Source organism: Frateuria sp. GZRe12, assembly GCF_051900535.1.
Taxonomy (GTDB): Bacteria; Pseudomonadota; Gammaproteobacteria; order Xanthomonadales; family Rhodanobacteraceae; genus Frateuria_A.
Genome location: NZ_JBHZGI010000001.1, coordinates 95,744 through 120,098 on the forward strand (window position 1 = coordinate 95,744; position 24,355 = coordinate 120,098).

18 protein-coding genes are annotated in these 24,355 nt (G+C 65.0%); 12 read left to right on the forward strand and 6 right to left on the reverse strand.

Translation table 11 applies throughout. The features are described 5' to 3' along the window. Window positions 1-101: 101 nt before the first annotated feature. Together ACFWZ4_RS00415 and asnB are read left to right on the forward strand one after the other, a co-directional pair. The gene (locus ACFWZ4_RS00415) at window positions 102-485 is read left to right on the forward strand and encodes an STAS/SEC14 domain-containing protein (RefSeq protein ID WP_231325798.1); all 384 of its coding nucleotides are present in this window, start codon (window positions 102-104) and stop codon (window positions 483-485) included. 264 nt (window positions 486-749) lie between these two features. After that, a complete protein-coding gene (asnB, locus tag ACFWZ4_RS00420; protein WP_439702798.1) occupies window positions 750-2,438 on the forward strand; it encodes an asparagine synthase B in 1,689 nt (562 codons plus the stop codon). 50 nt (window positions 2,439-2,488) lie between these two features. Here the strand turns inward: asnB and ACFWZ4_RS00425 are convergent, their stop codons facing one another. Next, the gene (locus ACFWZ4_RS00425) at window positions 2,489-2,848 is read right to left on the reverse strand and encodes a response regulator (RefSeq protein WP_439702799.1); all 360 of its coding nucleotides are present in this window, start codon (window positions 2,846-2,848) and stop codon (window positions 2,489-2,491) included. A 1-nt stretch (window position 2,849) separates the two neighbouring features. Continuing rightward, window positions 2,850-4,256 (reverse strand): RAD55 family ATPase, encoded by a 1,407-nt coding sequence (locus tag ACFWZ4_RS00430; RefSeq protein WP_439702800.1) that lies wholly within the window; start codon window positions 4,254-4,256, stop codon window positions 2,850-2,852. A gap of 485 nt (window positions 4,257-4,741) precedes the next feature. Here ACFWZ4_RS00430 and ACFWZ4_RS00435 point away from each other — a divergent pair, with 485 nt between their 5' ends. Further along, window positions 4,742-6,082, forward strand: a complete 1,341-nt coding sequence (locus ACFWZ4_RS00435) for a tyrosinase family protein (protein ID WP_439702801.1) — start codon at window positions 4,742-4,744, stop codon at window positions 6,080-6,082. Window positions 6,083-6,175: 93 nt separating this feature from the next. Here ACFWZ4_RS00435 and ACFWZ4_RS00440 read toward each other — a convergent pair whose 3' ends face one another. Next, window positions 6,176-6,976, reverse strand: a complete 801-nt coding sequence (locus ACFWZ4_RS00440; protein WP_439702802.1) for a glucose 1-dehydrogenase — start codon at window positions 6,974-6,976, stop codon at window positions 6,176-6,178. Window positions 6,977-7,113: 137 nt separating this feature from the next. Here ACFWZ4_RS00440 and ACFWZ4_RS00445 point away from each other — a divergent pair, with 137 nt between their 5' ends. Next, entirely contained in the window at window positions 7,114-7,887 is a 774-nt protein-coding gene (locus ACFWZ4_RS00445; protein WP_439702803.1) for a CPBP family intramembrane glutamic endopeptidase, read from the forward strand. Window positions 7,888-7,897: 10 nt separating this feature from the next. Here the strand turns inward: ACFWZ4_RS00445 and ACFWZ4_RS00450 are convergent, their stop codons facing one another. Beyond that, window positions 7,898-8,932, reverse strand: coding sequence for an NADP-dependent oxidoreductase (locus ACFWZ4_RS00450; RefSeq protein WP_439702804.1), 1,035 nt, complete (start codon window positions 8,930-8,932; stop codon window positions 7,898-7,900). Between the two features lie 209 nt (window positions 8,933-9,141). Here ACFWZ4_RS00450 and ACFWZ4_RS00455 point away from each other — a divergent pair, with 209 nt between their 5' ends. Together ACFWZ4_RS00455 and ACFWZ4_RS00460 are read left to right on the forward strand one after the other, a co-directional pair. After that, entirely contained in the window at window positions 9,142-10,641 is a 1,500-nt protein-coding gene (locus ACFWZ4_RS00455) for an ATPase domain-containing protein (protein ID WP_439702805.1), read from the forward strand. Next, complete coding sequence (locus ACFWZ4_RS00460) at window positions 10,638-12,671, forward strand: ATP-binding protein (RefSeq protein ID WP_439702806.1); 2,034 nt, start codon at window positions 10,638-10,640, stop codon at window positions 12,669-12,671. The genes ACFWZ4_RS00455 and ACFWZ4_RS00460 overlap by 4 nt, the downstream gene beginning before the upstream one ends. 109 nt (window positions 12,672-12,780) lie before the next feature. Here the strand turns inward: ACFWZ4_RS00460 and ACFWZ4_RS00465 are convergent, their stop codons facing one another. After that, entirely contained in the window at window positions 12,781-14,250 is a 1,470-nt protein-coding gene (locus ACFWZ4_RS00465) for an acetyl-CoA hydrolase/transferase family protein (protein WP_439703750.1), read from the reverse strand. A gap of 344 nt (window positions 14,251-14,594) precedes the next feature. Between ACFWZ4_RS00465 and ACFWZ4_RS00470 the strand changes: the two genes are divergently transcribed. Next, the gene (locus ACFWZ4_RS00470; protein WP_439702807.1) at window positions 14,595-15,599 is read left to right on the forward strand and encodes a sensor histidine kinase; all 1,005 of its coding nucleotides are present in this window, start codon (window positions 14,595-14,597) and stop codon (window positions 15,597-15,599) included. A 271-nt stretch (window positions 15,600-15,870) separates the two neighbouring features. Here the strand turns inward: ACFWZ4_RS00470 and ACFWZ4_RS00475 are convergent, their stop codons facing one another. Then, entirely contained in the window at window positions 15,871-16,230 is a 360-nt protein-coding gene (locus ACFWZ4_RS00475; protein WP_439702808.1) for a GYD domain-containing protein, read from the reverse strand. A gap of 439 nt (window positions 16,231-16,669) precedes the next feature. On the opposite strand from ACFWZ4_RS00475, the gene ACFWZ4_RS00480 reads away from it, so the two are divergent. The 5 genes from ACFWZ4_RS00480 (at window position 16,670) to ACFWZ4_RS00500 (ending at window position 24,184) form a co-directional block, all read left to right on the forward strand. Beyond that, window positions 16,670-17,278: a hypothetical protein gene (locus ACFWZ4_RS00480; protein WP_439702809.1), complete on the forward strand. Its 609-nt coding sequence runs from the start codon at window positions 16,670-16,672 to the stop codon at window positions 17,276-17,278. 224 nt (window positions 17,279-17,502) lie between these two features. After that, complete coding sequence (locus ACFWZ4_RS00485) at window positions 17,503-20,100, forward strand: DEAD/DEAH box helicase (protein ID WP_439702810.1); 2,598 nt, start codon at window positions 17,503-17,505, stop codon at window positions 20,098-20,100. 5 nt (window positions 20,101-20,105) lie between these two features. Continuing rightward, a complete protein-coding gene (locus ACFWZ4_RS00490; RefSeq protein WP_439702811.1) occupies window positions 20,106-20,291 on the forward strand; it encodes a hypothetical protein in 186 nt (61 codons plus the stop codon). Between the two features lie 3 nt (window positions 20,292-20,294). After that, complete coding sequence (locus tag ACFWZ4_RS00495) at window positions 20,295-22,481, forward strand: site-specific DNA-methyltransferase (RefSeq protein WP_439702812.1); 2,187 nt, start codon at window positions 20,295-20,297, stop codon at window positions 22,479-22,481. Between the two features lie 17 nt (window positions 22,482-22,498). Further along, window positions 22,499-24,184: a GmrSD restriction endonuclease domain-containing protein gene (locus ACFWZ4_RS00500; protein WP_439702813.1), complete on the forward strand. Its 1,686-nt coding sequence runs from the start codon at window positions 22,499-22,501 to the stop codon at window positions 24,182-24,184. Window positions 24,185-24,355 lie beyond the last annotated feature (171 nt).

A 24,355-nucleotide genomic window follows, 5' to 3' on the forward strand; every position in this document is an offset into this window, starting at 1 on the left:
GCTACTGCGGCGTTGCCGCCAAGCCGGGCTTTCACGCACCCAAGCTTGCATAGCCGCGCCCGCCGCGCTTGGATGGGGGTCCGACCACGCGGAGACACCCCATGATCGAGCAGATGACCGACCTCCCCGCCGGCGCGCTGGGCTTCACCGCGCGCGGCAAGGTGACCGCGGCCGACTACGAGAACGTGTTCGTGCCGGACGTGGAGGCCGCCTTCGCGCTCAACCGCAAATTGCGCCTGCTCTACCACGTCGGTCCCGACTTCACCGGTTTCGAGCCAGGTGCCATGTGGGACGACACCAAGCTGGGCTTTCGCCACTGGAGCGGCTGGGAGCGCATCGCGCTGGTCACCGACGTCAACTGGCTGCGGCTGGTCGCCCGCACCATGGGATTCACCGTTCCGGGCGAGTTCCGCCTGTACCGCAACGACCAGTTGATGGAGGCCAAGGCCTGGATCAGCGAATCGTTCCGCGAACACCACGCCTGAGCGGCAGACACACCCGCTTGCGCGCCTTTTGAAAAACTGCTCCACTCGCGCCATGTCCATGCCGACCATCCGTTCCGTCATCGCCACCGCGCCCTGCGCGGCACGCGTGCGGCCGGCCCTGGACAACCGCTCGAACAATAATCGTCGCCTGCACCAGGGGGCCGGCGCGTAGCCGCTAGTTCGAGCAACAACTACGCGACGAAGGCCCGCCCCGTGCGGGCCTTCGTCGTTTTCGGGTCATGGAAAACGCGAAGGAGACAAATCATGTGCGCCATCTTCGGGATGTTCGATCTTGCGCCGGGCGACGACCTGGTCGCGCTGCGCCGTCAGGCGCTGGAGCTTTCGCAGCGCCAGCGTCACCGCGGACCGGACTGGTCCGGCGTGTTCATCGATGCCGGAGCGATCCTGGTGCACGAGCGCCTTGCCATCGTCGATCCGGCCAGCGGCGCGCAGCCGCTGCGTTCGCGCGACGGCGCGCTGGCGCTGGCGGTCAACGGCGAGATCTACAACCACGGCGAATTGCGCCTGGGCAGTGGCTACGACTTCACCACCGGCTCGGATTGCGAAGTGATCAACGCGCTCTACCGTGATGGCGCCGATCCCGCCGAGTGGATCGCCCGTCTCAACGGCATCTTCGCCTTTGCGCTGTGGGACGGCGTCGAGCAGCGCTACCTCGTCGCACGCGATCCGCTCGGCGTGTGCCCGCTCTACTGGGGCCACGATGCGGCCGGACGGCTCTGCGTGGCCTCCGAGATGAAGGCGCTGGTGGGTGTGTGCGCCGATGTGGCGGTATTCCCGCCCGGCCATGTCTATGACGGCGTCAGCGGCGACCTGCGATGCTATTACCAGCGCCCGTGGCGCGAGTACGAGGCGACGCAGGGCAGGGCACCGGGCAACCTGCGCGTGGCGCTGGAACAGGCGGTGAAGCGCCAGCTGATGACCGATGTGCCTTACGGCGTCCTGCTCTCTGGCGGGCTGGATTCCTCGCTGGTCGCCGCCTGCGCCGCGCGCTTTGCCCGCGAACGCGTCGAGGACGGCGGCCAGAGCGAAGCCTGGTGGCCGCGCCTGCACTCCTTCGCGATCGGGATGGAAGGCTCGCCGGACCTCGCCGCCGCGCAATTGGCCGCCGAGGCGCTGGGCACCGTGCACCACGGTTTCGTCTACACCTTCTGGGAAGGGCTGGACGTGTTGCCGGAAGTGATCCGCCACATCGAAAGCTACGACGTGACCACCGTGCGCGCTTCCACGCCGATGTTCCTGCTGGCCCGGCGCATCAAGGCGATGGGCGTGAAGATGGTGCTCTCGGGCGAGGGTTCGGACGAGTTGTTCGGCGGCTATCTCTACTTTCACAAGGCGCCTTCGGCCGAAGCCTTCCACGAGGAAACCGTGCGCAAGCTCGACGCGCTGCACCGTTACGACTGCCTGCGCGCGAACAAGGCGATGATGGCCTGGGGCGTGGAGGCGCGCGTGCCGTTCCTGGACCTGGCTTTCGTCGAAACGGCCATGGCCTTCGACGCACGCCACAAGATGGCCGGACACGGCCGCATCGAGAAAGCGGTGCTGCGCGAAGCGTTCGTCGGCGCACTGCCCGACGCCATCCTGTGGCGGCAGAAGGAGCAGTTCAGCGACGGCGTCGGCTATGGCTGGATCGACGGGCTCAAGTCGCACGCCGAACAGGCAGTGAGCGACCGCGAATTCGCCGCCGCGGCCGCACGCTGGCCCCACAACACGCCGGCGACCAGGGAGGCCTATTTCTACCGCGCTTTGTTCGAGAAGTTTTTCCCGGGCGAGGCCTGCGCGGCAACGGTGCCCGGCGGCAAGTCGATCGCCTGTTCCTCACCGGCGGCGCTGGCGTGGGATCCGTCCTTCGCCGGCAGCGCCGACCCGTCAGGGCGCGCCGTGCAGGGCATACACACCCAGTCCTTGTCGCCCGCTTCCCTCGCCACCTCGTAGGAGCGCACGTTGTGCGCGACCCTTCAACGGCGCCATCGCAACTATCAGACCTAGCGGCCCAGCTGCACGCGGAAGGCTTCGACCAGCGTCAGCAGCGCGCGCGTGCCATAGGGCTTGGCCAGGTAGGCGTCGTAGCCCGGTTGGCGGGGAAGGCGCTCTTCAGGGATGGCAGTGGTGAGGATGATCGGATGCTCGTAGCCGGCCCCGCGCAGGCGCTCGATCATTTCCAGGCCGCTCAGGCACGGCATCATGAAGTCGGTGACGATGAGCTCGGGCAATTCCTGCTGCGCGATCTCCAGGCCCTCGCATCCGTCGGTGGCGACTGTCACGTGGTAGCCCGCCTCCTCCAGCACGGTGGCGGCTACCAGGGCGACGTCGGGCTCGTCCTCGACCAGAAGTACGCGCAGCATGTCAGCCTGCTTCCCGGGACCCGGCAACCCTGGGGTCCGGTCCGAAGGCGATGCCGCGGGCGTTGACGTGGAACTCGTGCGTGCGCGGGTCGAAGTCGCTGTCGCGCAGCTTGATTACCGACAGGTAGCGCCGGAACGCATGCCCGCGCCGCCCGGTGTTGAGCAGGAGCACGTTGTCGACCATTGCCGACAACTCGTCGCTGGGCATCATCGCCTGGTCCAGCTGCAGTTCCGGGATCTCCGAGGTGTAGACGACGCTTGCGCCGATCGCACCCAGTTGCATGCTCAGCGCGTTGATCACGTAGGGCATGCGCTCGGAGATCACCAGGCTGTCGCGAATCGCCACCAGGCCGTCGACGAAGACACGCTTGGCCTTGCGCGCGCGGGCACGGGTGACGATGTCGCGCACCAGTTCGTCGACGATGTTCTCCGCCGGCGGCATCCAGGAAATTTCCAGCGTGCCGTCGCCGAGCGGCGTATCCAGGTCGAGGCCGATGCTGCGCGCCTTCTGGCGCAGGTGCGCGGGCGTTTCGTAGAAGCCGAACATCAGTCCGGGCTCCTGCGCACTGGACAACGAGAGATAGTGCAAGCCCAGCGTGGTCTTGCCCGCACCCGTGGGCCCCACCAGCAAGGTGGCCGAACCGGCTGGCAGGCCGCCTTGCAGGAGCGTGTCCAGCCCGTCGTGCCCGGAGGTCACGCGATGGGCCTCGGCACGGGCGGCGGGCGCCGCTTCCAGTGCGCTTTCGACGCGCGGGAACACCGCGATGCCCTTCCCGGTAATACGCACGCGGTGCTTGCCCGGGAGAATCGCCGCGCCGCGGTGTTTCCTGACCTGGATCGTGCGATAGGCGCGAAAGCCGTGCGTCTCGTCGCTCAACTCGATCCAGCCGTCCACCATGGTGTGTTCGGGGCAGCTGGAATCGCGGTTCTGGTGGGTGAGCATGACCAGCACGGCGTCGGCCATTCCCGCCACGCCCTGCAACGCATGGATGAACGCGCGGAACTCCTGTTCCGAAGCGACCGACTGGGCCACGAACGTTCCATCGAGCACCATCGCAGTGGCGCGATGCCGCTTGAGCTCGTGCTGGACGAGCTTGAGCAGTCCGGGCAGGCCTTCGCGCTCGAGCACGCCATAGCCGCTGATGTACTGCATCGCGTCGGGCAACGCGCTGCCCTCGAAAAATTCCATCTGGCTGACGTAGGCCAGCATCCGCGCGCTCGATTCGGCCAATAGCGTCATGTAGAGCGCCCGCCCGCCTGCTCGTACGTGGGCATAGCAGAACTGGTTGGCCAGGATCGTTTTGCCCGCTCCGGGCGGCCCTTGGACGATGTAGGCCGAGCCGCGGAGAAAACCGCCATCGGTCAGCTGGTCCAGCCCTTCGATGCCGGTCGAGAATTTTTCGATCACTATCCACTCCCCCATTGGGCCTGCCCGGCTCTGCTCGTACGTTCCGGCGTAGACGAACTGTGCATGGTAGTCCCAAGCGACGTTCCGTGGAGCGAGCGAGGTCTGGGCCATCTCCGGTCCGCTGGCATCACGGCCGTGCCTGCATGCTGCATTCATCCCGACTGGCGGGTTCGACGGTCGCGTTGACTGCCCATTGACGCGCCCAGCTATTCACTGCGCGGGCCCCCAAAGGCAGGAGCCCGGGCGAGAGGAAACGGCAGTGTGTGGGCCAGATGCCCGGCTGCCGTTTTTGCGTGCCTCACGCCCGAAGCACAGACGTTGATTGCGTGTCATGGGCCTCGTCCCACGACCGTTCGGCCGACCTGGATGTCGCACCGACCGGGCGCGAAGCCCTGGTCTCCACGGAGAAGATCATGATTTCCAGAAGGCGTTTTCTTCAGTCTTCGCTATCGTTGGCATTGGTCCCGCTGTTGCCACGCGTGGCCATGTCTACCACCCTGAGCGTGCGGCCCAGCTGGCCGGTGTTCTGCCTCACTCCCCAGCTGCAGTCCTTCTACAACGCGGTCGCCACGATGAAGGCCGTCAAGGACAGCACCAACCCGAACAGCTGGGCGTATTGGGTCGAGACGCATCGTGCCAATTGCCCCCACGGCGTGTCGTACTTCCTGGCGTGGCACCGCGGCTTCCTCTATCGCTTCGAAGCGAAGCTGCGGGAAATTTCCGGCGACGCCAGCCTGGTGCTGCCGTACTGGAACTACTACGACTCGCCGAGCATCCCGCCGGAGTTCCTGGATCCTTCCTCGCCGCTGTACCGCAGCGACCGCACCGGCACCGACGTCACCGGAGCGCTCAGCTACGACGCGTTCGCCGACACGGTCATCCGCTTCCAGCGGGGCAAGTCGCACGCGTTCGAGACCATCCTCGAGTCGCGTCCGCATAATCCGGTACACAATCTGATCGGCGGCTCGATGGCCTCGATCAGGATCTCGCCCCGGGATCCGGTGTTCTGGGTGCACCACGCGAACATCGATCGCCTCTGGGTCGCCTGGCTCAAGGCCGGCGGCGGGCGCAAGGAGCCGCTGACGACCAATACCTACTGGTCGGGCGACCTCTATTACGGGCCGGCCGTGGACGGCATGCCGCGGGTTTGGACCGCGGATACCACCAGCTACCTCGGTTACCAATACGACAACGAAACCATGCCCACCCAGTCCAGCAGCTCCGTGATGGCCGCCAGTGCGATGGCCACCAGCGGCGCGCCGCTGCGTCCTGCCACGCGCGTGAGCGTCCCCTTCGGCAAGTCGCGCGCGCTGTCGCTCGACGAGCAGTCCCTGAACGTGGATGTGGCGCTTAGCGCGACCGATGCCGCCCGCGTGCGTTCGCTCATGTTGAAGCCGACGGCCGCCAGTTCGGCCGAGAACGGCCCGGTGCGCGTGGTCCTCGATGGTGTGCACCTGACCGGCCTTGGCCACAAGGGCGGTTACTTCTACAACGTCTATCTCAACCTGCCCGCGCAGCCTGGTACCGGCCAGGCCGCCGGCGCCTATCTGCTGGGTTCGGTGGGCGCTTTCGAGATCAGCGTGGCGCAGATGAAGGCGAGCATGAAGGGCATGCATGGCATGTCGGACATGGCTGGCACGGCGGCATCTTCCGGCCACGGCGTACGGCTGGTCTTCCCGGCGACCGAGGTGCTGCAGAGGATCTGGCCGGACAACCTGGACAAGCTCAGCGTGTCCTTCGTGCGTGTCGATGGCAGCCGGCACCCGACCAAAGGCGTGGTGATGAAGGTCGACGGGTTCCGTGTCGAGGCCGACCCCTCGAGGTGACCCCGTGGCGCGCCGGTGAGCCGGCGCGCGCAATTCCGGACCACGAGCGCTGCTCGCGACGGACGCCGCCAGGTGCGGCGCCCGTCGCGCACGTCAGGCGTACTGCATCTTGATCGTCATGCCACCGTCGATCACGAAGTGCTGGCCGGTGACAAACGCCGATTGCGCGGACAACAGGTAGACCGCCAGCGCGCCGATATCCCTCGGCGTGCCCACGCGGCCGGCAGGGTGCTGCGTGTGATCCTTCCGGCTGAGTCTCGGCGCGTGTCGCTCGGCGGGCTTCTGCCACGCGTCCGTGGCGATCCACCCCGGCAGGATCGCGTTCACCCGTACCGATGGCCCGGCGCTGACCGCCAACGCATGGGTGAAGGCCAGCATGCCGCCCTTGCTCGCGGCGTAGGCCTCGGTGTCCGGTTCGGATTGCAGCGCGCGGGTCGAGGCGATGTTGACGATCGCGCCGGTGGCTTCGGCCAGCGCGGGCAGGGCGTGCTTGCTGCAGAGGAAGGTGCCAGTGAGGTTGGTGGCGAGGTAGCGGTTCCAGTCCGCCAGCGACAGCGATGCGAGCGGCGCGCGATGCGGATCGGCGATGCCGGCATTGTTGACCAGGCCGTCGATGCGTCCGAACCGCGAGAGCGCCGCCTGCACCCAGCGCTGCACGCTGGCCTCGCGCGCCACGTCCAGCAACGTGAAGGCAGCGCGCGCGCCGACGTCCCATTCGGCCAGGCAGGCGAGGCCGGCCTCCTTGTCCAGGTCACCGATCATCACCCGCCCGCCCGCACCCAGCACCGCCTGGGCGATGCCGCGCCCGATGCCTTGGGCGCCGCCGGTGACCAGCACCACGCGTTCGCTGAGCGGCCATGCGTCGTAGTCGTGGATGGCGGGGGCCTGGGTCATGAGGAATCCCTGCAGATCAGCGGATGAGTGAAGGCCCGAGCCTGTATCCGCACTCGTGATGCGGGCGTCGCTTGCGCCCGTCGGCGTATTACCATGCGCCGCCGCGAGTGAGCGGCATGCCGCTGCGGGATACCCCGATGAGACAACCCCTCGCCATCCTTGCCTGGTTGCTGGGTTTCGTTGCGCTGGACCTGTACGTCAACCTGGTGCCCCGGCTGGTCGGCGTGGCGGTGCCGGTGTGGCTGGCGTACGTCGCGGGCTTCTTCGTGCTCGTCTTCGTCGTGTGCCGCCATGGGCTGGGAATCACCCGTGCCGAGCCGCTGGGCCTGGGCCGGCCGGGCGGTTGGTCGCGCTGGCTGTGGACCGGTTTCGCCATTGGCTTTGGCATCTGGGCGCTGAAGAACCTGGTCCTCCTCGCCATGGGCAAGTTCGAGGTGGTCGGTTGGCGCGATATCGGCTTCGCGCTGCCGCTGCTGGGCCAGGCCCTGTTCGCCATGTTCTTCGCTTCGGCGATCAACGACCTGATGATCCGCGGTTACGGCCTGGCCTACTGCCGTCGCTTCGGGTTCATGCGCTGGTACGTACCGCTCACTGTGCTCGTCTATGCGCTGGACGACAGCTGGAACGAGGGCATCGACCCGGGCAACCTGCTGTTCTCGGCCATCCTCGGCCTCTCGCTTGCCTGGACCGTGTTCAAGACCGGCGCGCTGTGGATGAGCATCGGCATCCATTGGGGCAGCAATGTCTGCTACCGCTTCATGTCGGGTTTCGACGGCCGGGGCGTACCCCGGCTGGAGCATGTCATCGAAGGCGCGCGGTTCGACTACGCCGCCATGGCAATCACCGCGCTGATGTTCCCGCTGGTGATGCTGGCGGTGCGAGGGGCCGGGACGCAGCCAACCACGCGCTGACCGCCCACGCTTATTCCTCGGCGATGCGTACCACCAGCTTGCCGAAGTTCCGGCCCTCGAGCATGCCGATGAAGGCACGCGGCGCGTTCTCCAGGCCTTCGACCACATCCTCGCGGTACTTGATCTTCCCCTGCCGGACCCATTCGCCCATGGCCGCCAGGAATTCGCCGAAGCGTGACCCGTAGTCGTCGAAGATGATGAAGCCCTGCATCCTGATGCGCTTGGTCAGCAGCGTGCGCATGAGCAGGCCCAGTCGGTCGGGGCCGGGAGGCAGCTCGGTATCGTTGTATTGCGCGATCAGCCCGCACAGCGGCACGCGCGCCTTGGCGTTGAGCAGCGGCAGCACCGCGTCGAACACCGCGCCGCCCACGCTTTCGAAATAGACGTCGATACCCTGGCGGCAGGCGGCCTCCAACTGCTGTGGGAAACCCTCGGCATGGTGGTCGGCGCAGGCGTCGAAGCCCAGCTCGTCCACCACGTAGCCGCACTTCTCGTTGCCGCCGGCGATGCCGACGACATGGCAGCCCTTGAGTTTGGCGATCCGCCCGACCACGGAGCCCACCGCACCGCTGGCCGCGGCCACTACCACCGTTTCGCCCGCCCTGGGCTGGCCAATGTCCAGCAACCCCATGTACGCGGTGAATCCCGGCATCCCCAGCACGCCCAGCGCCAGCGATGGCTGCGCCATGCCCGGGTCCAGCCGGCTCAAGCTCCCGCCGTCCGACAGCGTGTAGTCCTGCCATCCACCATAGGCCAGCACCAGGTCGCCGGCCTGCCAGTCGGGATGCCGGGAGGCCGCCACCCGCGCGACCGTGGCGCCCACCATCACGTCGCCCAGCGCCACCGGCGCGGCATACGACTCCGCATCGCTTATGCGCCCGCGCATGTAGGGGTCGAGCGACAGGTAGAGGTTGCGCAGCAGGACCTGCCCCTCGCCCGGGGCTGGCACCGGCTGCTCCGCGAGCCTGAAGTCGGTGGCCGTCGGCGCGCCGACCGGGCGGGAGGCCAGGGTGAGCTGGCGATTGGCGTTGGAAACCTGAGTCATGGGAATGCCTGTCGCAGCCTTCAGGGCCTGGCGCGCATGGACCGCTCCGCCGACCCGCAGCGGAACCATGAGCCATGCCTCGTTGCCGTCGCGTGGAAGGGCGGTCGCCGGCCCGGCGGGGGCGGTCGGACGGCAGCACGGCCAGCCGGCGTGCTTTCGCGCAGCGGAAAGCCGACCTGTGGTATGACGTCGGCTTTCATTTTTAGGGGATGACGCCTTTGGACGATCGTTTGGCCGAGCAACTATCCATGGGCGTGACGGGGCTCGATGACATCATGAATGGCGGGCTTTCGAGAGGCCGGCTGTTCCTGCTCGAAGGCAGCCCTGGCACGGGAAAGACCACCATAGGACTGCAATTCCTGCTGGCCGGCCGGGACGCGAAGGAACGCGTGCTTTACGTGACCATGTCCGAAACCGAGGACGAGCTGCGCGCTACCGCCGCGTCCCACGGATGGTCGCTGGACGGGGTGGACATCTTCGAACTGGTGCCGCCGGAAAACCTGCTGGACGAGGCGCAACAGCAGAGCCTGCTGTACTCGTCCGATCTGGAGCTCGGCGAAACCACCAGCCGAATTTTCGAGGTGTTCGAGCGGATCAAACCCGACCGCGTGGTGCTCGACAGCCTCTCGGAGATCCGCTTGCTCGCCCAGGGCTCGCTGCGTTATCGACGCCAGATCCTCACGCTCAAGCATTATTTCGCGAAGGCCAGGGCCACCGTGCTGATGCTCGATGACCTGACCAGCGATAGCAACGACAAGACGGTGCACAGCGTGGCGCATGGAGTCCTGCGCCTGGAGGAACTTTCCCCGGACTACGGCGCCGAGCGCCGGCGCATGCGCGTCCTGAAATACCGCGGGCGGCATTTCCGCGGCGGCTACCACGATTTCGTGATCCGCCCCGGCGGCGTGCAGGTCTATCCCCGGCTTGTGTCCGGCGAGCATCACGAGGGCTATTCCCACGACGTGGTGGCGACCCGGTTGCCCAGGCTGAACGCGCTGCTCGGGGGAGGCATCGAGCGCGGATCGAGCGTGCTGCTGCTGGGGCCTGCGGGCACCGGCAAGTCGCTGCTCGCATTGACCTTCCTGTTAGGAGCCGTCGAGCGCGGCGAGCGCGTGGGCATGTTCATCTTCGACGAGGAGCGCGCCTTGCTGTTCCAGCGCGCGCTGGGCGTCGGCATCGACATGCAGCGCATGGTCGACCAGGGACAACTTGTGGTCGAGCAGGTTGACGCGGCGCAGATGACGCCGGGCGAATTCTCCGCGCGAGTCCGCCAGCACGTGGAGGCCGGCGTGCGTACCGTGGCGATCGATAGCCTCAACGGCTATCAGTCCGCGATGCCGGAGGAGCAGGCGCTGGTGCTCCACATCCACGAGCTCCTGCAATACCTCAATCGGCGAGGCGTCACCTCCTTCCTCACCGTGGCCCAGCATGGCCTGGTGGGTGACATGAAATCGCCCGTGGACGTTACCTACCTCGCCGACACGGTCGTGCTGCTGCGCTACTTCGAGGCGGCCGGGCGTGTCCGCCGCGCGATCTCGGTAGTGAAGAAGCGCGCGAGCGCGCACGAGGACACCATTCGCGAATACCGCATCGCATCGGACGGTTTCCAGCTGGGCGAACCCCTGACCCAGTTCCAGGGCGTCCTTCGGGGTGTACCCACCATGACCGGCGACGAACACGAGCGCCGCCTGATGCCGGACGCGTCGTGATTCCCCACCTCTCCGAACGCATCCTGGTCCACGCGCCGCGTGGGCGCGACGCGCAGATCGCTGCGGCCATCCTGGCCGAGGCCCATCTGCGCTCGGTTGCCTGCCCGACGCTCGAAGCGCTGGTGGAAGGCATGGCTGCCGGCGCGGGCACCGCACTGGTGACCGAGGAAAGCCTGCTCGAAGCGAATCTGCATCCGCTATCGGCATGGCTGGAAGCGCAGCCGCAATGGTCTGATTTCCCGTTCATCCTGGTGACCAGCCGCGGCGGCATCGAGCGCAATCCGGCGGCGGGCCGCCTGCTCACCGTGCTGGGCAACGTCACCTTCCTCGAGCGACCGTTCCACCCGACGACGCTGGTCAGCCTGGCGCAAGCCGCCTTGCGTGGCCGCCGCAGGCAATACGAGGCCCGGGAAAGGCTAACGGCCCTATACGACAGCGAGCAGCGTTTCCGCGCGGCGATCCGGGCGGTGCAGGGCGTGCTGTGGACCAACAACGCCGCCGGCCGGATGGAGGGTGAGCAGCCCGGATGGTCCGCGCTGACCGGACAGAGCCTCGGGGAATACCTCGGCTACGGCTGGGTCGCGGCCGTGCACCCCGACGATGTGCCTCGCACCTTGGCGACCTGGGAGCAGGCACTGGCTGCGCAGCACACGTTCCAGGTCGAGCACCGCCTGCGTACGGCCCAGGGCCAGTGGCGAACCTTCAGCGTCAGGGCTATTCCCACGTTCGACCGCGAAGGCAAGATCCGTGAATGGGTCGGCGTGCATACCGATGTCACCGAGCAACGGGCGACCGAACAGTCGCTGCGCGAGCTCACCGCGACGCTCGAACAGCGCGTGCGCGAGGAAACCGCTGCCCGCCAGGAAGCGCTGGCCAAGCTGCACGAGGCGCAGAAGCTCGAAACCATCGGCCAGCTCACCGGCGGCGTCGCGCACGACTTCAACAACCTGCTGATGCCGATCACCGGCGCGCTGGACCTGCTGCAGAGGCGCTTCGCCGATGTGGATGCACGTGCCGGACGGTTGATCGACGGCGCCCTGCAATCGGCCGAGCGTGCGAAGACCCTGGTGCAGCGTTTGCTGGGTTTTGCGCGGCGCCAGACCCTGCAGACGCAGGCCGTCGATCTGGAGAGGCTGCTGGAGGGCATGCACGACCTGATCAGGAGTTCGGTCGGATCGACCATCGAATTGCACACGGTCTGCCCGGCCCACCTGCCACAGGCCGTGGCCGATCCCAACCAGTTGGAGCTGGCGCTCCTCAACCTCTGCGTCAACGCGCGCGACGCCATGCCCAAGGGCGGCACGCTCACCGTCGCGGCCGATGTGGTGGCGCCGGGCCCGGAACAGTCGGAACTGACCCAGCGCGAATACGTGCGCGTGTCCGTGACCGATACGGGTACCGGCATGGACCAGCAGACCCTGGCGCGTGCCATCGAACCGTTCTTCTCGACCAAGGAAACCGGCCGCGGCACCGGCCTGGGCCTGTCCATGGTGCATGGACTGGCCGGACAACTCGGCGGCCACTTCGCGATCTCCAGCACGCCCGGCAAGGGCACGCGCGTGGAGCTGTGGCTGCCCAAGGCATCGGGAGCCACCGCGTCGGCCAGGCGCGAGACGCAGCCGGAGCGACTCCGTGCGCCTATCCGTGCCCTCGATGTGCTGCTCGTGGACGACGAACAGCTGGTGCGCGATGGCACGGCTGCGATGCTGCGCGAACTCGGCCACCGCGTGGTGGAGGTCGGCGGCGCAGGCGAAGCACTCGAAAAACTCCAGGATGGCCTGCAGATCGACGTGGTCGTGACCGACTACAAGATGCCGCGCATGGACGGCGCGGAACTCGCGCGCCGACTGCGCAGCGTGCAGCCGAGCCTGCCTGTCCTGCTGATCACCGGCTACAGCGGCCATGCGGACGACACCCACGGGCTGTCGCGCCTGGCCAAGCCCTTCCGCCAGGCCGACATCGCGGCCGCGCTGGAGGAACTGATGCCGTCGGCCACCGCAGCCATCACTGTCGGCACGCTGGAGGGGTGATTCTTCCCGACGTCAGGCCTTTTCCTCTGGCGACACGGGACATCATGCGCGGTGGACACGGATCGGCATGAGATGCGTGCGAGAGGCGGCGGGCCCGCGTGCGCTGGCGCTAGGCCCGCATGCTGCCGGTGTCCAGGTAGCGCTGATGCCAGGACAGTGCCTCGGTCAGCAGCGAGGGCGACTGCTGTCCGTAGGAATGCGCCCGTGCGCGCTCGAAGTAGTCGGCCAGCGCCGGTCGGTAGTCGGGATGCGCACAGCGGTCGATGATCAACCGCGCACGCTGTTTGGGCGAGAGCCCGCGCAGGTCGGCCAGCCCTTGCTCGGTGACGATCACCTGCACGTCCTGCGGGATGTGGTCCACGTGGCTGGCCTGCGGCACGATCGCGGAGATGCGCCCGTCCTTGGCGGTCGAAGGCGTCATGAAGATCGAGATGTAGGCGTTGCGCGCGAAGTCGCCCGATCCGCCGATGCCGTTCTGGATGCGCGAACCCATCACGTGGGTGGAATTGACCGCGCCGTAGATGTCCGCCTCGATCAGCCCGTTCATTGCCAGGCAACCGAGCCGGCGGATCACTTCGGGGTGATTGCTGATCTCCTGCGGGCGCAGCAGGATGTGGTCGCGATAGCGGGCCACGTTGGCGTTGAAGTTGGCCGCCGCCTCCGGGCTGAGCGAGAAACCGGTTGCCGAGATCACGCCCAGCCGGCCGGCCGCCAGCAGGTCGAGCATGCCGTCCTGGATCACCTCGGTGTAGGCGTTCATGCGCTCGAACGGGCTGTCGAGCAGGCCACCCAGCACCGCGTTGGGAATGTTGCCCACGCCCGACTGGATCGGCAGTAGCGCGGCCGGCAGGCGCCCGACCTTCACCTCGTGGCGCAGGAATTCGAGCAGGTGGCCGGCAATCGCGCGGGCAGCCGCGTCCGGCGCCCGGAAGGGGAGGTTGCGATCCGGCGCATCGGTTTCCACCACCGCGACCACCTTGTCCGGATCGCAGCGCAGGTACGGCTCGCCGATGCGGTCGCCTGGCCGGACGATAGGAATGGGTACGCGGTTCGGCGGCAGCGCGGTGCCGTAGTAGATGTCGTGCATTCCGTCGAGCGCCGCGCTCTGCCAGCGGTTGACCTCCACGATCACCTGGCGCGCCTGGTCGATCCAGGTCTTGTTGTTGCCGACCGAGGACGAGGGCACCAGCGCCCCGTCGGCCGTGATGCCGCTGACCTCGATCACCGCCGTGTCCAGCGGCCCCAGGAAACCCTGCCAGGCCATCGGCGCGACCTGGCTCAGGTGCAGGTCGAAATACTCCATGCGCCCGGAATTGATCTGCTCGCGTACCAGCGGATCGGAGTTGTACGGCAGGCGAAACTCGATACCCTCGGCCCGCGCCAGCGCGCCGTCCAGCTCCGGCCCGGTCGACGCCCCGGTCCACACCCGCACGCGGAACGGCCGCCCGGCCGCATGCTCGGCCTCGATACGCGCCGCCAGCGCCATCGGCACGGCCTTTGGATAGCCCGAGCCGGTGAAGCCGCTCATCCCCACCGCACTGCCCGGCGCGATGAAGCGCGCCGCCTGGTCGGCGTCCATCACCTTCCCGCGCAGACGCGCACACTGGATTCGCTGTCCGTCGTTCACCGTCGTCTCCTCGCAACTGCTGCTGCGGCGGAGGCACGCTACGCCCTTCGCTGCGGCGGGTATGTGTGCGCATGGATTCGATAACGCCGCGAGCATGACGGGCGTCTAGCAGCCGGCCCGATTTGTCGGTCATCCCGACGCTGGGCATCCGCGGCCACGGAACGGCGCGCCCGCGCCGCGCGCCGCCGTTCGCCACCGACAAGGATGTCCGTGGCTCTATCGATTTATTAACGAATCATGTGCGGACACCTAACGTTGAAGTCACATACCTTGCGTCGTGATGTAGGTAGCGGCGCATGGAAAACCTGATCGTCAGGGTACTGTCCCGCAAGCGGCCTCCCGCCGCCGTGGGCTACGTCGTGGCGCTCGGGCTGGTGCTTGCGGTACTGCTGTTCGAGTACATGTATCGCCCCGCGTTGCACCGCTACCTGCCGTTCCTGCCGGTGGTGTTCGTGTCGGCGCTGTTTTTCGGGCGCCCCGCCGGTCTCTTCGCCACTTTCCTCAGCGCCGCTCTCGGCGACGACGTGATCAGCCTCCTGCGGGACGGTGTCGCGCCGCAGCCGACCGAAACGCTGTTTATCGTGCTGTACGTCTCGGTCGGCTGCGCCACCGCGTGGCTGATCGAAGCGCTGCGCTCAGCCGTCTGCAAGCTGCTCGACGCAGAGGAGGAAACCTCGCTGCTGCTGGACGAACTGGCCCACCGCACCCGCAACGACCTGATGATGATCTCCTCGGTGCTCAACCTGCAGGCCATGCGCCAGAGCGACCCGCACGCGCGTGAAGCGCTCGAGTCAGCGGTAGCGCGCGTGCGCGTGATCGCCGAAGCCCAGGAGCGCCTGCGCAAATCCGGCAAGCAGGGCGAAGTGGAAGTGGCCGCCTACCTGCGCGCGCTCGGCCACGGCCTGGCCGAACTGCTGCGCGACGTCCGCCCGATCCGCGTACGCGTCCTGGCCACTCCCATGTCTGTCGACGCCCCGGTCGCCGTGTCCATCGGCCTCATAGCCAACGAACTGGTCACCAACGCCTTCAAGTACGCCTTCCCGGACGGGCAGGGCGGCACCGTGCAGATCACCTTGCAACCCTCAAGTGACGGCGTCGTCCTGAGCGTGGAAGACGACGGCGTGGGCATCCCGCCGACAAAGAAGGACGGCCTGGGCACCCGCCTGGTGCAACTGCTTGCATCGCACCTGGGCGGACACGTCGAACGCGTGCATCAACCACGCGGGCATTGTGTGCGGGTGCTGCTGCCGATCAAGCCTATCCAGTCTCCGCCCGCTGCGGCCGAGGTCGACTCCGTCTAGTACGGCCTGTCTCGGAAGGGAGGTCGCACTCGCCACCTTGAACCGCGAGCGCGCCCGTCTGCCTGCTTGCGCTACGAGGCCGGCCGTGCGTCGCATGCGCCAATGTTCGACTGGAAGAATCACTGACGACGTCGGCGGCCCCGCAGCCAACGCCGAGTGGCGCACGGAGGCAGGCAACCTGTGGGCGTTGGGGCGGGGAGGGGCATCGGGCGAAGTCGGGCTCCCGGCACGAGCGGCAGCCGTGCATGCGGCACGATCGCCTGCCACACGGTCAGTGCGCCTGATGCATCTGCGCCTGTTCACCCTGCATCGGGCCACGAAAACCACTCGCAACCGAGGCCGCCCGGCGGAAGGCATCGGCCATTGCAGTCCCCGGAATCGCCAGCACGGTTTTCAGGTCGGTGACGCCACCGGCCGCGGCGGCGGCGATCGTTGACACGGCCACGCCCTCGTCGGGCCCTTCGGACACGACCAGGAAATCGTAGTCACCGAACGTCATGTAGTAGCCAAGCAGCTTGCCGCCCGTGGCGGCGAACAGCTTCTCCACTTCCTTCGAGCGGTCCTGCGGATGGCTCACCATGCTCCGGATGGCGTCCGTGGTGTAACGGCCTTGGGTGATGAAGGTGGGCATCGTAGTGCTCCGCAGGTGGGGGAGGTCGATGCTCGCACCCGTGGGTGAGGGGCTTTTGATGCAGGTCAAACATCGTGGCCTGGGCAAAAGCCTGCAGGCGCAACGCTTCGCCGCTTCCCTACGATCTGAAGGTTGAGGACCGTTGCAGCCGAGCGGCGTGCGGACATGCTTGATCCAAGCTGTGGCGGGTTTCTCGCGCTCAGGACGCCAGGGAAGTCAACCTGACCCCGTTCGTTCAAACAGGTGTGGTCGAGGCTGTACCCACGCCCGAACCGGCGTAAGCACGCCCAGGCGTTTAGCTCCGAGGAGCCCCGCGTCGCGGGGCTTTCTTTTGCCTGGTGCCTACGAGCGAGTAGATAGCTTCCCTTTTTGCGAGTGGAAGTTGCCTACCGTTCCGTAGGGGTTATCCTGCCCTGAGCTTTCGGGGGAAAGGACAATCATGCAGCGCTGGCTTATCGCCGCCGCTGTCGCCTACGCAGCTCTCATAGGTTGCACCGAGGCGCCAGAGGACGGCACCGCAATTGCCGCACGTCGGCCACAACAGGCTGGCCAACCAATCGATCCACTGGTGACTGCCGGCCATTTGGCCGTCATCGATGCTGCCGCACTTGCCGGCGACCAGCGCGCCATTCAGACACACACCCAGGCTATGCAGAAGGACATGCTCCGTTCCATGCGTGTGCCGGATCCAGCGCAGCCCATCGACCATGAAGCCGCCCGCGCTGCCGTCCATCCGCTACCGGGTGTGCGCTCAAGTATCTGGGTCGACCGCACCAATCTGCTCGTGATGGTTGGTGGAAGCCGTTACCGCAGCATGGAGACCATCGACCGGGTGTGCCTTGCGCTGGAACCCCTTGGTGACACCCTCGCCGTGGTGGTCAACCTGCAGGACGCCACTGCCACAACCTTCGAGGGCGCCGACACCCTCTCGCGCAACTGCCAACTAGCCGAAGGTGAGCGGGCGCTTTTGCAGCCAAAGCGGCAGGTGGATGTGCTCGATCCAAAGCTGCGCAGGGTATTTCAGACTCAGCAGGCGGTCGCGAGGTAAAGCTACCCCTACAACCCGAGCGCACTACAGCCTCCTGTTTTGGCAATGCATACAATGCAGAGGATTGTGCGCAGCGTTGGCGCAACAAATGGGACAACAACCAAATGGCTCTTCACCCGGAATTCCCCACCTCTCCGTACGTCGTTGTACGTCCTGATCAGCGATGGTTCCCCGCCTCAGAGGAATTGCGCAGCACTGCTTACGAAAATCTGCTTCCCCCACTGGTGGCCAAAGTTCGCGAGGAGGTCAGCAACTGGCGGGACGGTGGCTACCAAGGGGCGTCGGCAACCTCGAAGGCATTGCTCCAGTGGTGGTTCCATTCCCCACACCAAATCGAACAGGCGGACGGTTCCCTAGCCAACTTCCACTACTACTTCGCTCAGCGTGAAGCAGTGGAAACGGTCATTTGGCTGTATGACGCCAAGCAGGCGCGGGACAAGTACGACCTGATGCGCTTCGATGCGTCGGGGTCCATATCGGCCAATATGTTTCCTGAAGACTGGCCGCGCTACGTCACCAAGATGGCGACGGGGTCTGGCAAGACGAAGGTGTTGTCGCTCCTCATCGCCTGGTGCTACTTCCACAAGCTTTACGAGCCCGATTCCAAGCTGGCGCGCAATGTTCTGCTGATCGCGCCCAACATCATCGTGCTGGATCGACTGCGCGCCGACTTCGACGGCCTCAAGATCTTTTTCAATGATCCGGTGCTGCCCGACAACGGCCACGACGGTCGCAACTGGCGCGATGATTTTCAGCTCACTTTGCACGTGCAAGATGACGTTCGCATCGTGCGGCCCACGGGCAACCTGTTCCTGACCAATATCCACCGGGTCTATCTGGGGGATGTGGCCGAGCCTTCCCTCGGCGACGAAGATCTCCGCGACTATTTCCTCAGCCCGTTCGGTCCCAAGCCAGTCGGCAAGACTACCGACAGCAACACCGATCTGGGCGAGATCATCCGCGAGATCGACGAGTTGGCCGTCTTCAATGACGAGGCCCACCACGTCCACGACGAGCGGATGGTGTGGTTCAAGTCTATACAGGACATCCACCATCGCATGCTGCATAAGGACGGACGCCTATCGCTGCAAATCGACGTGACAGCCACGCCCAAGCACAACAGCGGCTCGATCTTCGTGCAGACGGTATCGGACTATCCGCTGGTGGAGGCGATTCATCAGAACGTGGTCAAGCATCCGGTGTTGCCAGACAGGGAGAGTGTCGCGCGTCTCCACGAGCAGCAAAGCGCGCTGTTCACTGAGCGCTACGCTGATTACCTGCAGCTCGGTGTGGAAGAGTGGCGCAAGGCCTATGCGGAGCACGAGAAACTCGGGAAGAAGGCGGTACTCTTCGTCATGGTGGATGACACCCGCAACTGCGACGAAGTCGGCAGCTACCTGGAGAAGATTTGCCCGGAGCTGGAAGGCTCCGTGTTGGTCATTCATACCAAGGCCAACGGCGAAATTTCCGAGGCAGCGTCGGGCAAGAAGCGCGAGGAGTTGGAGGCCCTGCGCAAAGCCTCGAACGATATCGACGGCTGGGAGAGCCCCTACAAGGCTATCGTCTCGGTACTGATGCTCAAGGAGGGCTGGGACGTGCGTAACGTCACCACCATCGTCGGCCTGCGTGCCTACACCTCCAACAGCAAGATCCTGCCCGAACAAACCCTGGGTCGAGGCCTGCGCCGCATGTACTTCGGCAGCGGCGCGCCGGAGTACGTGTCGGTCATGGGTACCCAAGCCTTCATGGACTTTGTCGAGACCATCAAGAGCGAAGGTGTCGAGCTGGAACATGTGCCGATGGGCAAGGCCGCCGAGCGTAAGGACTCGCTCGTGGTCGAAGTGGATACCGACAACCCGGCCAAGGACATCGCGGCGCTGGATATTGCCCTGCCGCGGCTCGCACGCCGCTACCACCGCGAATACGGAGCGTTGTCAACGCTCGATCCCGGCGCGTTCTACCACCAGCCACTGGCGCTCAAGGCGTTCCCGCCCGAGGACACGCGCGAAATCGTCTTCAAGACGATGTTGGACGATAGCGCTCACCACACCATCGAGCTCGATGCTGGCGGCGTGGCGGATTACCGCTCGGTGGTGGCGTTTTTCGCGCGCCAGTTGATCAAGGATCTCAAGTTGGTCGGCGGCTACGAGGAGCTTTATCCGCGGGTAAGGGACTTCATGCGTGACCATCTCTTCGAGGGCGCCCCGGTCGATCTGCAGGATGCACAGGTGCTGCGCAACCTTGCCGAACCGGCCGCGGCCAAGTTGATCGTCGACAACTTCACCAAAGGCATCAACGCGCTCACCATCCGGGATACAGGGGCAGCGACAGTCGACGGCTACATCCGTCTGTCCGACATGCGCCCGTTCCGTACCGAGAACCGCGCCTACCTGGTGCCGAAGCGTTCGCTGTTTAACAAGATCGTGGGCGAACCGAACGCAGGTGGATTCGAGCTGGCTTTCGCGGCATTCCTCGATGGTGCGGGCGACGTCGCCGCGTTCGCCAAGAACTACCTCGCCGTCGGCTTCAAAATGGATTACGTCAAGGCCAGTGGCGAGCTGTCGAACTACATCCCAGACTTCATCGTCCGCACCACCGACGGGACCGTGTGGATCGTCGAGACCAAGGGCCGCGCCGAACTCGATCTTCCCCAGAAGATGCAGCGCCTGGCGCAGTGGTGCATCGACGCAACCGAGGCCTGCGCGGCAGAAGGCGGCGCGGTGTATCGGTTCGTCTACGTCGATCAGACCGGCTTCGAGAAGCATCGGCCCACCACGTTCGCCGCGCTGCCGGCTAGTTTCCGCGATTTTCAACCGGGTTGAACCTCATGGACGAGAATCTGCCACGGCCCACCGGCGAATCGCTGCTCTATCAGAGCGAGGACGGCCGCAGGCGCATCGAATGCCGCTTTGAGGACCGCACGCTGTGGCTAAGCCAGACCCAGCTGGCCGCCTTCGAGCAAGACATCCAACACTTGCCGGCCAAGCCGCCGCGCACCAAGAAAAAGAGCTGACCCATGGCCAAGCCTCCTGCCTACGATCTCACCGACGCCGAGAAGCGCGATCTCGTACAACTGATCCAGGCCGGCCGCCCGCTGCCGGAGAAGTACCGCTTCGTCCTGTTCGAGGACCGGCGCGAAGTGGAGCTAGTGTGGAACGGCAAGACCCGCGACGTCTGCACCACCGTGCTGCCGTTCCAAACGCTGGAGCACATCGACGAGCCCCGCGCGGAAACCCGCGTGCAGGAGCAGCTGTTCGATTCGCGCGGTCGTCAGTCCAAGGGCTGGACCAATAAGCTGATCTGGGGCGACAACAAGCTGATTCTGTCATCCCTCAAGGCCGGCGCGCTGCGCCGCCAGATCGAGGACGCCGGCGGCCTCAAGTTGATCTACATCGACCCACCGTTCGACGTGGGCGCCGACTTCTCGATGGATATCGAGATCGGCGGCGAGACCTTCCACAAGGAGCCCAACCTGCTGGAGCAGATCGCTTATCGCGATACGTGGGGACGCGGGGCGGATTCGTTTATCAGCATGATCTATGAGCGGCTAATTTTGATGAGGGATTTGCTGGCTGAGGACGGAAGCCTTTTTCTTCACTGCGACTGGCGCGTTTCACCCTATCTTCGTTTGGCGCTAGATGAGATTTTTGGCAGGGAAAACTTCCGTAACGAGCTGTACTGGTACTACTACAACAAGATGCCGGATACGCGTAAGGGCGTTTTTCCGCGATCCACTGACACGATTCTTTGGTATGTGAAAGACCGAGGTAAAGGCTATTGCTTCAATCCGCTCGAAGAGGCCAGAGAAAAGGCCGTAAAGCAATTGCAGCGTGTCAAGGTCGGCGGCCGTATGATCAACGCAAGGGATAGCGATGGAAACGTGATTTATACGAATCGCACCGAGCGGGTGGTCGACAACGTTTGGCGGCTGTCGATGCTGCAACCAGCAGACAAGACCGAGAATTTGTTCTTTCCGACTCAAAAGCCGGAATCCTTAATTGAGCGAATCCTCAATGCGAGCAGCAGGCAGGGCGACTTGGTGGCAGACTTTTTTTCTGGGTCCGGAACGACCGCTGCTGTGGCTGAAAAGCTTGGTCGTCGTTGGATCGCCACCGACCTTGGAAAATTTGGCATCCATACCACGCGCAAACGCCTGATCGGCGTGCAACGCGAGTTAAAGGCTGCTGAGAAAGATTTTCGCGCGTTCGAGGTGCTTAACTTGGGCCGCTACGAGCGGCAGGCCTATCTCAACGTGGGCGGTCGCCTCAGCGGCGCGCAGAAGGAACAGGCGCTGGCGGCTAAGGAGCGCGAGTTCCGCGAGCTGATCCTGCGCGCGTACAAGGCCGAGGCGTTCGACAGCGATGCCTTCTTCGACGGCAAGCAGGGTGGGCGACTGGTGGTGGTGGGGCCGATCAACCTGCCGGTGGGCCGGCTGTTCGTGGAAGAGGTGATCATGGAAACGCGCAAGCGCGGTGCGACCCGCGTCGACGTGCTGGCGTTCGAGTTCGAGATGGGCCTGTTCCCGGCGGTGCTCGAGGAGGCGAAGGCCAAGGGCATCGACCTCACGCCCAAGTACATCCCCAACGACGTGTTCGACAAGCGCGCGGTGGATCGCGGCCAGGTGGTGTTCCACGACATCAGCTTCGTCGAGGCCACCCCGCGGTACGCCAAGGGCAAGACCGCACGCGACAAGCTCACGGTGAAGATCGAGCTAACCGACTTCTCCGTATTCTACAGCCAGGGGGCGGCCGAGGCCGCCATTGCGGCGGTGAAGGATGGCAAGAGCGAGGTGATCTGCGACCGCGGCCAGCTGGTGAAAATCAGCAAGTCCAAGGAAGGCGTGACTACCCGCGACGTGCTCACCAAGACCTGGACCGACTGGGTCGACTACTGGGCCGTGGACTTCGATTACCAGTCGCGCAAGGAAATCATCAAGGTGCCCGTCGGTGCCGATGCGGCCGGTGTGGTGGCATCGGCCGATGCCACGTCCGCCAACGCGGTCATGGAGTTCGAGGAACGCTGGACCGGCGGCTACATCTTCGAGAACGAGTGGCAGAGCTTCCGCACACGCAAGAACCGTGAGCTGGAACTGGTCACCGCCGATCACACCTACGAACGCCCCGGCCGCTACATGGTTGCCGTGAAGGTGGTCGACATCTTCGGTAATGACACCATGACTCTATTGCCGGTCAACGTGGGCTGAGTTTGCAGGGGACACCCATGAGTCTGTTTGAAGACACCAACCCACGTGCGCTCAAGGAGCTCCTGGCGGAGATCCATAGCCGCACCGCCGTGCTACCGGACTTTCAGCGCGATTTCGTGTGGGAGCCAGGGGCTACCCAGGAGTTGATCGTCTCCATTGCAAACAACTATCCGGCCGGTAGCATCCTACGAGTCCGGGACAATGGTGGCCTGTTTGCGGTGCGTGAGTTCGAGGGCGCGCCAGACTTGGGCTTGACCAAGCATACTTTCCTGGTGCTGGACGGCCAGCAGCGACTCACCTCTCTATACCAGGCGTTCTATGGGGTAGGGGAGCATCGATACTTCCTGGACTTGAGGAAGCTCATAGACGGTGCAGACTTTGAGGAAGCTATTTTTCACGAGCGCGCGACCACCAAGCGATGTCAGAGCCGTGAGAATTTTGCGGTCCAGGCGAGTGAGCTGGTTTTGCCTCTTTCCGTGCTCAAAGGTGGGGCTGGCGGGTTCACCCAGTGGAGCCGGAAGGTAGCCCGGCAACTGGAGAACGATGAGCGTATCGAACTAGAGAACGCACTAGACGTAATCGAACAGCAATGGATTCACGTCATCGACGATTACCATTTTCCTGTGGTTACGCTCGCCGACCAGACGCAGCCGGATGCGCTGTGCACAATCTTCGAGACGCTCAATCGGACAGGGGTGAAGCTTAGCGTTTTCGAGTTGCTGACGGCACGGTTTTGGCCACAGGACATCAATCTGCGCGGTCTTTGGCATCAAGCGCTGGAAGACCACCCTATCATCGAAGCATTCGACATCGATCCCTATTACGTTCTGCAGGGCATCTCCCTGGCCTGCCGGAAAGCACCCACGTGCAAACGCAACGACATTCTCAAACTGGCGGCGGCCGATATCTCTGAGTGGTGGGATCGAGTCGTTGGGGGCCTTGCTCGTGGCCTGGAAATACTTCGTGATGATTGCAAAGTCATCTTGCCGAAGTGGTTGCCTTACCAGACCATGCTGCCACCGCTGGCTGCAATCCTCGCCCGAGCTAATCCCACCAAGGGGCCGCAGGTTGGCGCACACCGAGAGATGATCAAGCGATGGTTCTGGTGCGCGGTTTTCGGTCAGGCATACGAGAGCGCCCCCAACAGCCGATCGGCTAAGGACGTTGCGGAAACTCTTCCTTGGCTCGCAGGTGGGGATCCGCCGGAGACGGTTGCCTCGTTTCGGTTTGATCCGCGTGCCCTGGCTGACATAACCCCTCGTCAGCGCTCGATCTATCGAGGCGCCATCTGCCTCTTACTGGCGCAGGCGCGAGATTTTCACACCCAGGCGGCGATCACTAGCAAGCTCATGGCCGATGAAGGGATCGATGACCATCACATTTTCCCCGCGGCATATTTGGAGCGGACGGGGGTGACACAGGCAAGGGCGCGGGACAACATCCTCAACCGAACGTTGATCGACCGCACCACTAATCAACTGATCAGCGACCGCGCTCCATCCGATTACCTGGCCGAAATCCGCAGCACGGCCGGCTTCCCCTTCGATGCAGTCCTGGCATCACATGGCATGCCCTCCGAGCCGGACTCACCGCTCTTGCGTGACGACTTTGAGGGGTTTTTGGCCGCAAGGCAGGCCTTCTTTTGGAGGCACATCTGCCGCGTCACCGGAACAACGGTGGCAGCAGATCTCGAGATCGCCTAGACCTCAGGTAACCAGGGAGTTGGCTTAGCGCCGCGGACGCTAGTTTGAAGGCGGTAGGCGTGCGCTTGCCCATTCCATGACTTCCGGCCGTGTCCCCCGACGGCCGCCTCGGGCAACACTCGCGCAGTTATGTGCCGTTCGTCACCCTCGTGGTGCCACCCGCACGGCCCC

Bases quoted from the DNA above. Each gene is read 5' to 3' on its own strand.
- ACFWZ4_RS00415 (WP_231325798.1), top strand. From the start codon at position 102: ATGATCGAGCAGATGACCGACCTCCCCGCCGGCGCGCTGGGCTTCACC.
- asnB (WP_439702798.1), top strand. From the start codon at position 750: ATGTGCGCCATCTTCGGGATGTTCGATCTTGCGCCGGGCGACGACCTG.
- ACFWZ4_RS00425 (WP_439702799.1), bottom strand. From the start codon at position 2,848: ATGCTGCGCGTACTTCTGGTCGAGGACGAGCCCGACGTCGCCCTGGTA.
- ACFWZ4_RS00435 (WP_439702801.1), top strand. From the start codon at position 4,742: ATGTCTACCACCCTGAGCGTGCGGCCCAGCTGGCCGGTGTTCTGCCTC.
- ACFWZ4_RS00440 (WP_439702802.1), bottom strand. From the start codon at position 6,976: ATGACCCAGGCCCCCGCCATCCACGACTACGACGCATGGCCGCTCAGC.
- ACFWZ4_RS00445 (WP_439702803.1), top strand. From the start codon at position 7,114: ATGAGACAACCCCTCGCCATCCTTGCCTGGTTGCTGGGTTTCGTTGCG.
- ACFWZ4_RS00450 (WP_439702804.1), bottom strand. From the start codon at position 8,932: ATGACTCAGGTTTCCAACGCCAATCGCCAGCTCACCCTGGCCTCCCGC.
- ACFWZ4_RS00455 (WP_439702805.1), top strand. From the start codon at position 9,142: ATGACGCCTTTGGACGATCGTTTGGCCGAGCAACTATCCATGGGCGTG.
- ACFWZ4_RS00465 (WP_439703750.1), bottom strand. From the start codon at position 14,250: ATGGACGCCGACCAGGCGGCGCGCTTCATCGCGCCGGGCAGTGCGGTG.
- ACFWZ4_RS00470 (WP_439702807.1), top strand. From the start codon at position 14,595: ATGGAAAACCTGATCGTCAGGGTACTGTCCCGCAAGCGGCCTCCCGCC.
- ACFWZ4_RS00475 (WP_439702808.1), bottom strand. From the start codon at position 16,230: ATGCCCACCTTCATCACCCAAGGCCGTTACACCACGGACGCCATCCGG.
- ACFWZ4_RS00480 (WP_439702809.1), top strand. From the start codon at position 16,670: ATGCAGCGCTGGCTTATCGCCGCCGCTGTCGCCTACGCAGCTCTCATA.
- ACFWZ4_RS00490 (WP_439702811.1), top strand. From the start codon at position 20,106: ATGGACGAGAATCTGCCACGGCCCACCGGCGAATCGCTGCTCTATCAG.
- ACFWZ4_RS00495 (WP_439702812.1), top strand. From the start codon at position 20,295: ATGGCCAAGCCTCCTGCCTACGATCTCACCGACGCCGAGAAGCGCGAT.
- ACFWZ4_RS00500 (WP_439702813.1), top strand. From the start codon at position 22,499: ATGAGTCTGTTTGAAGACACCAACCCACGTGCGCTCAAGGAGCTCCTG.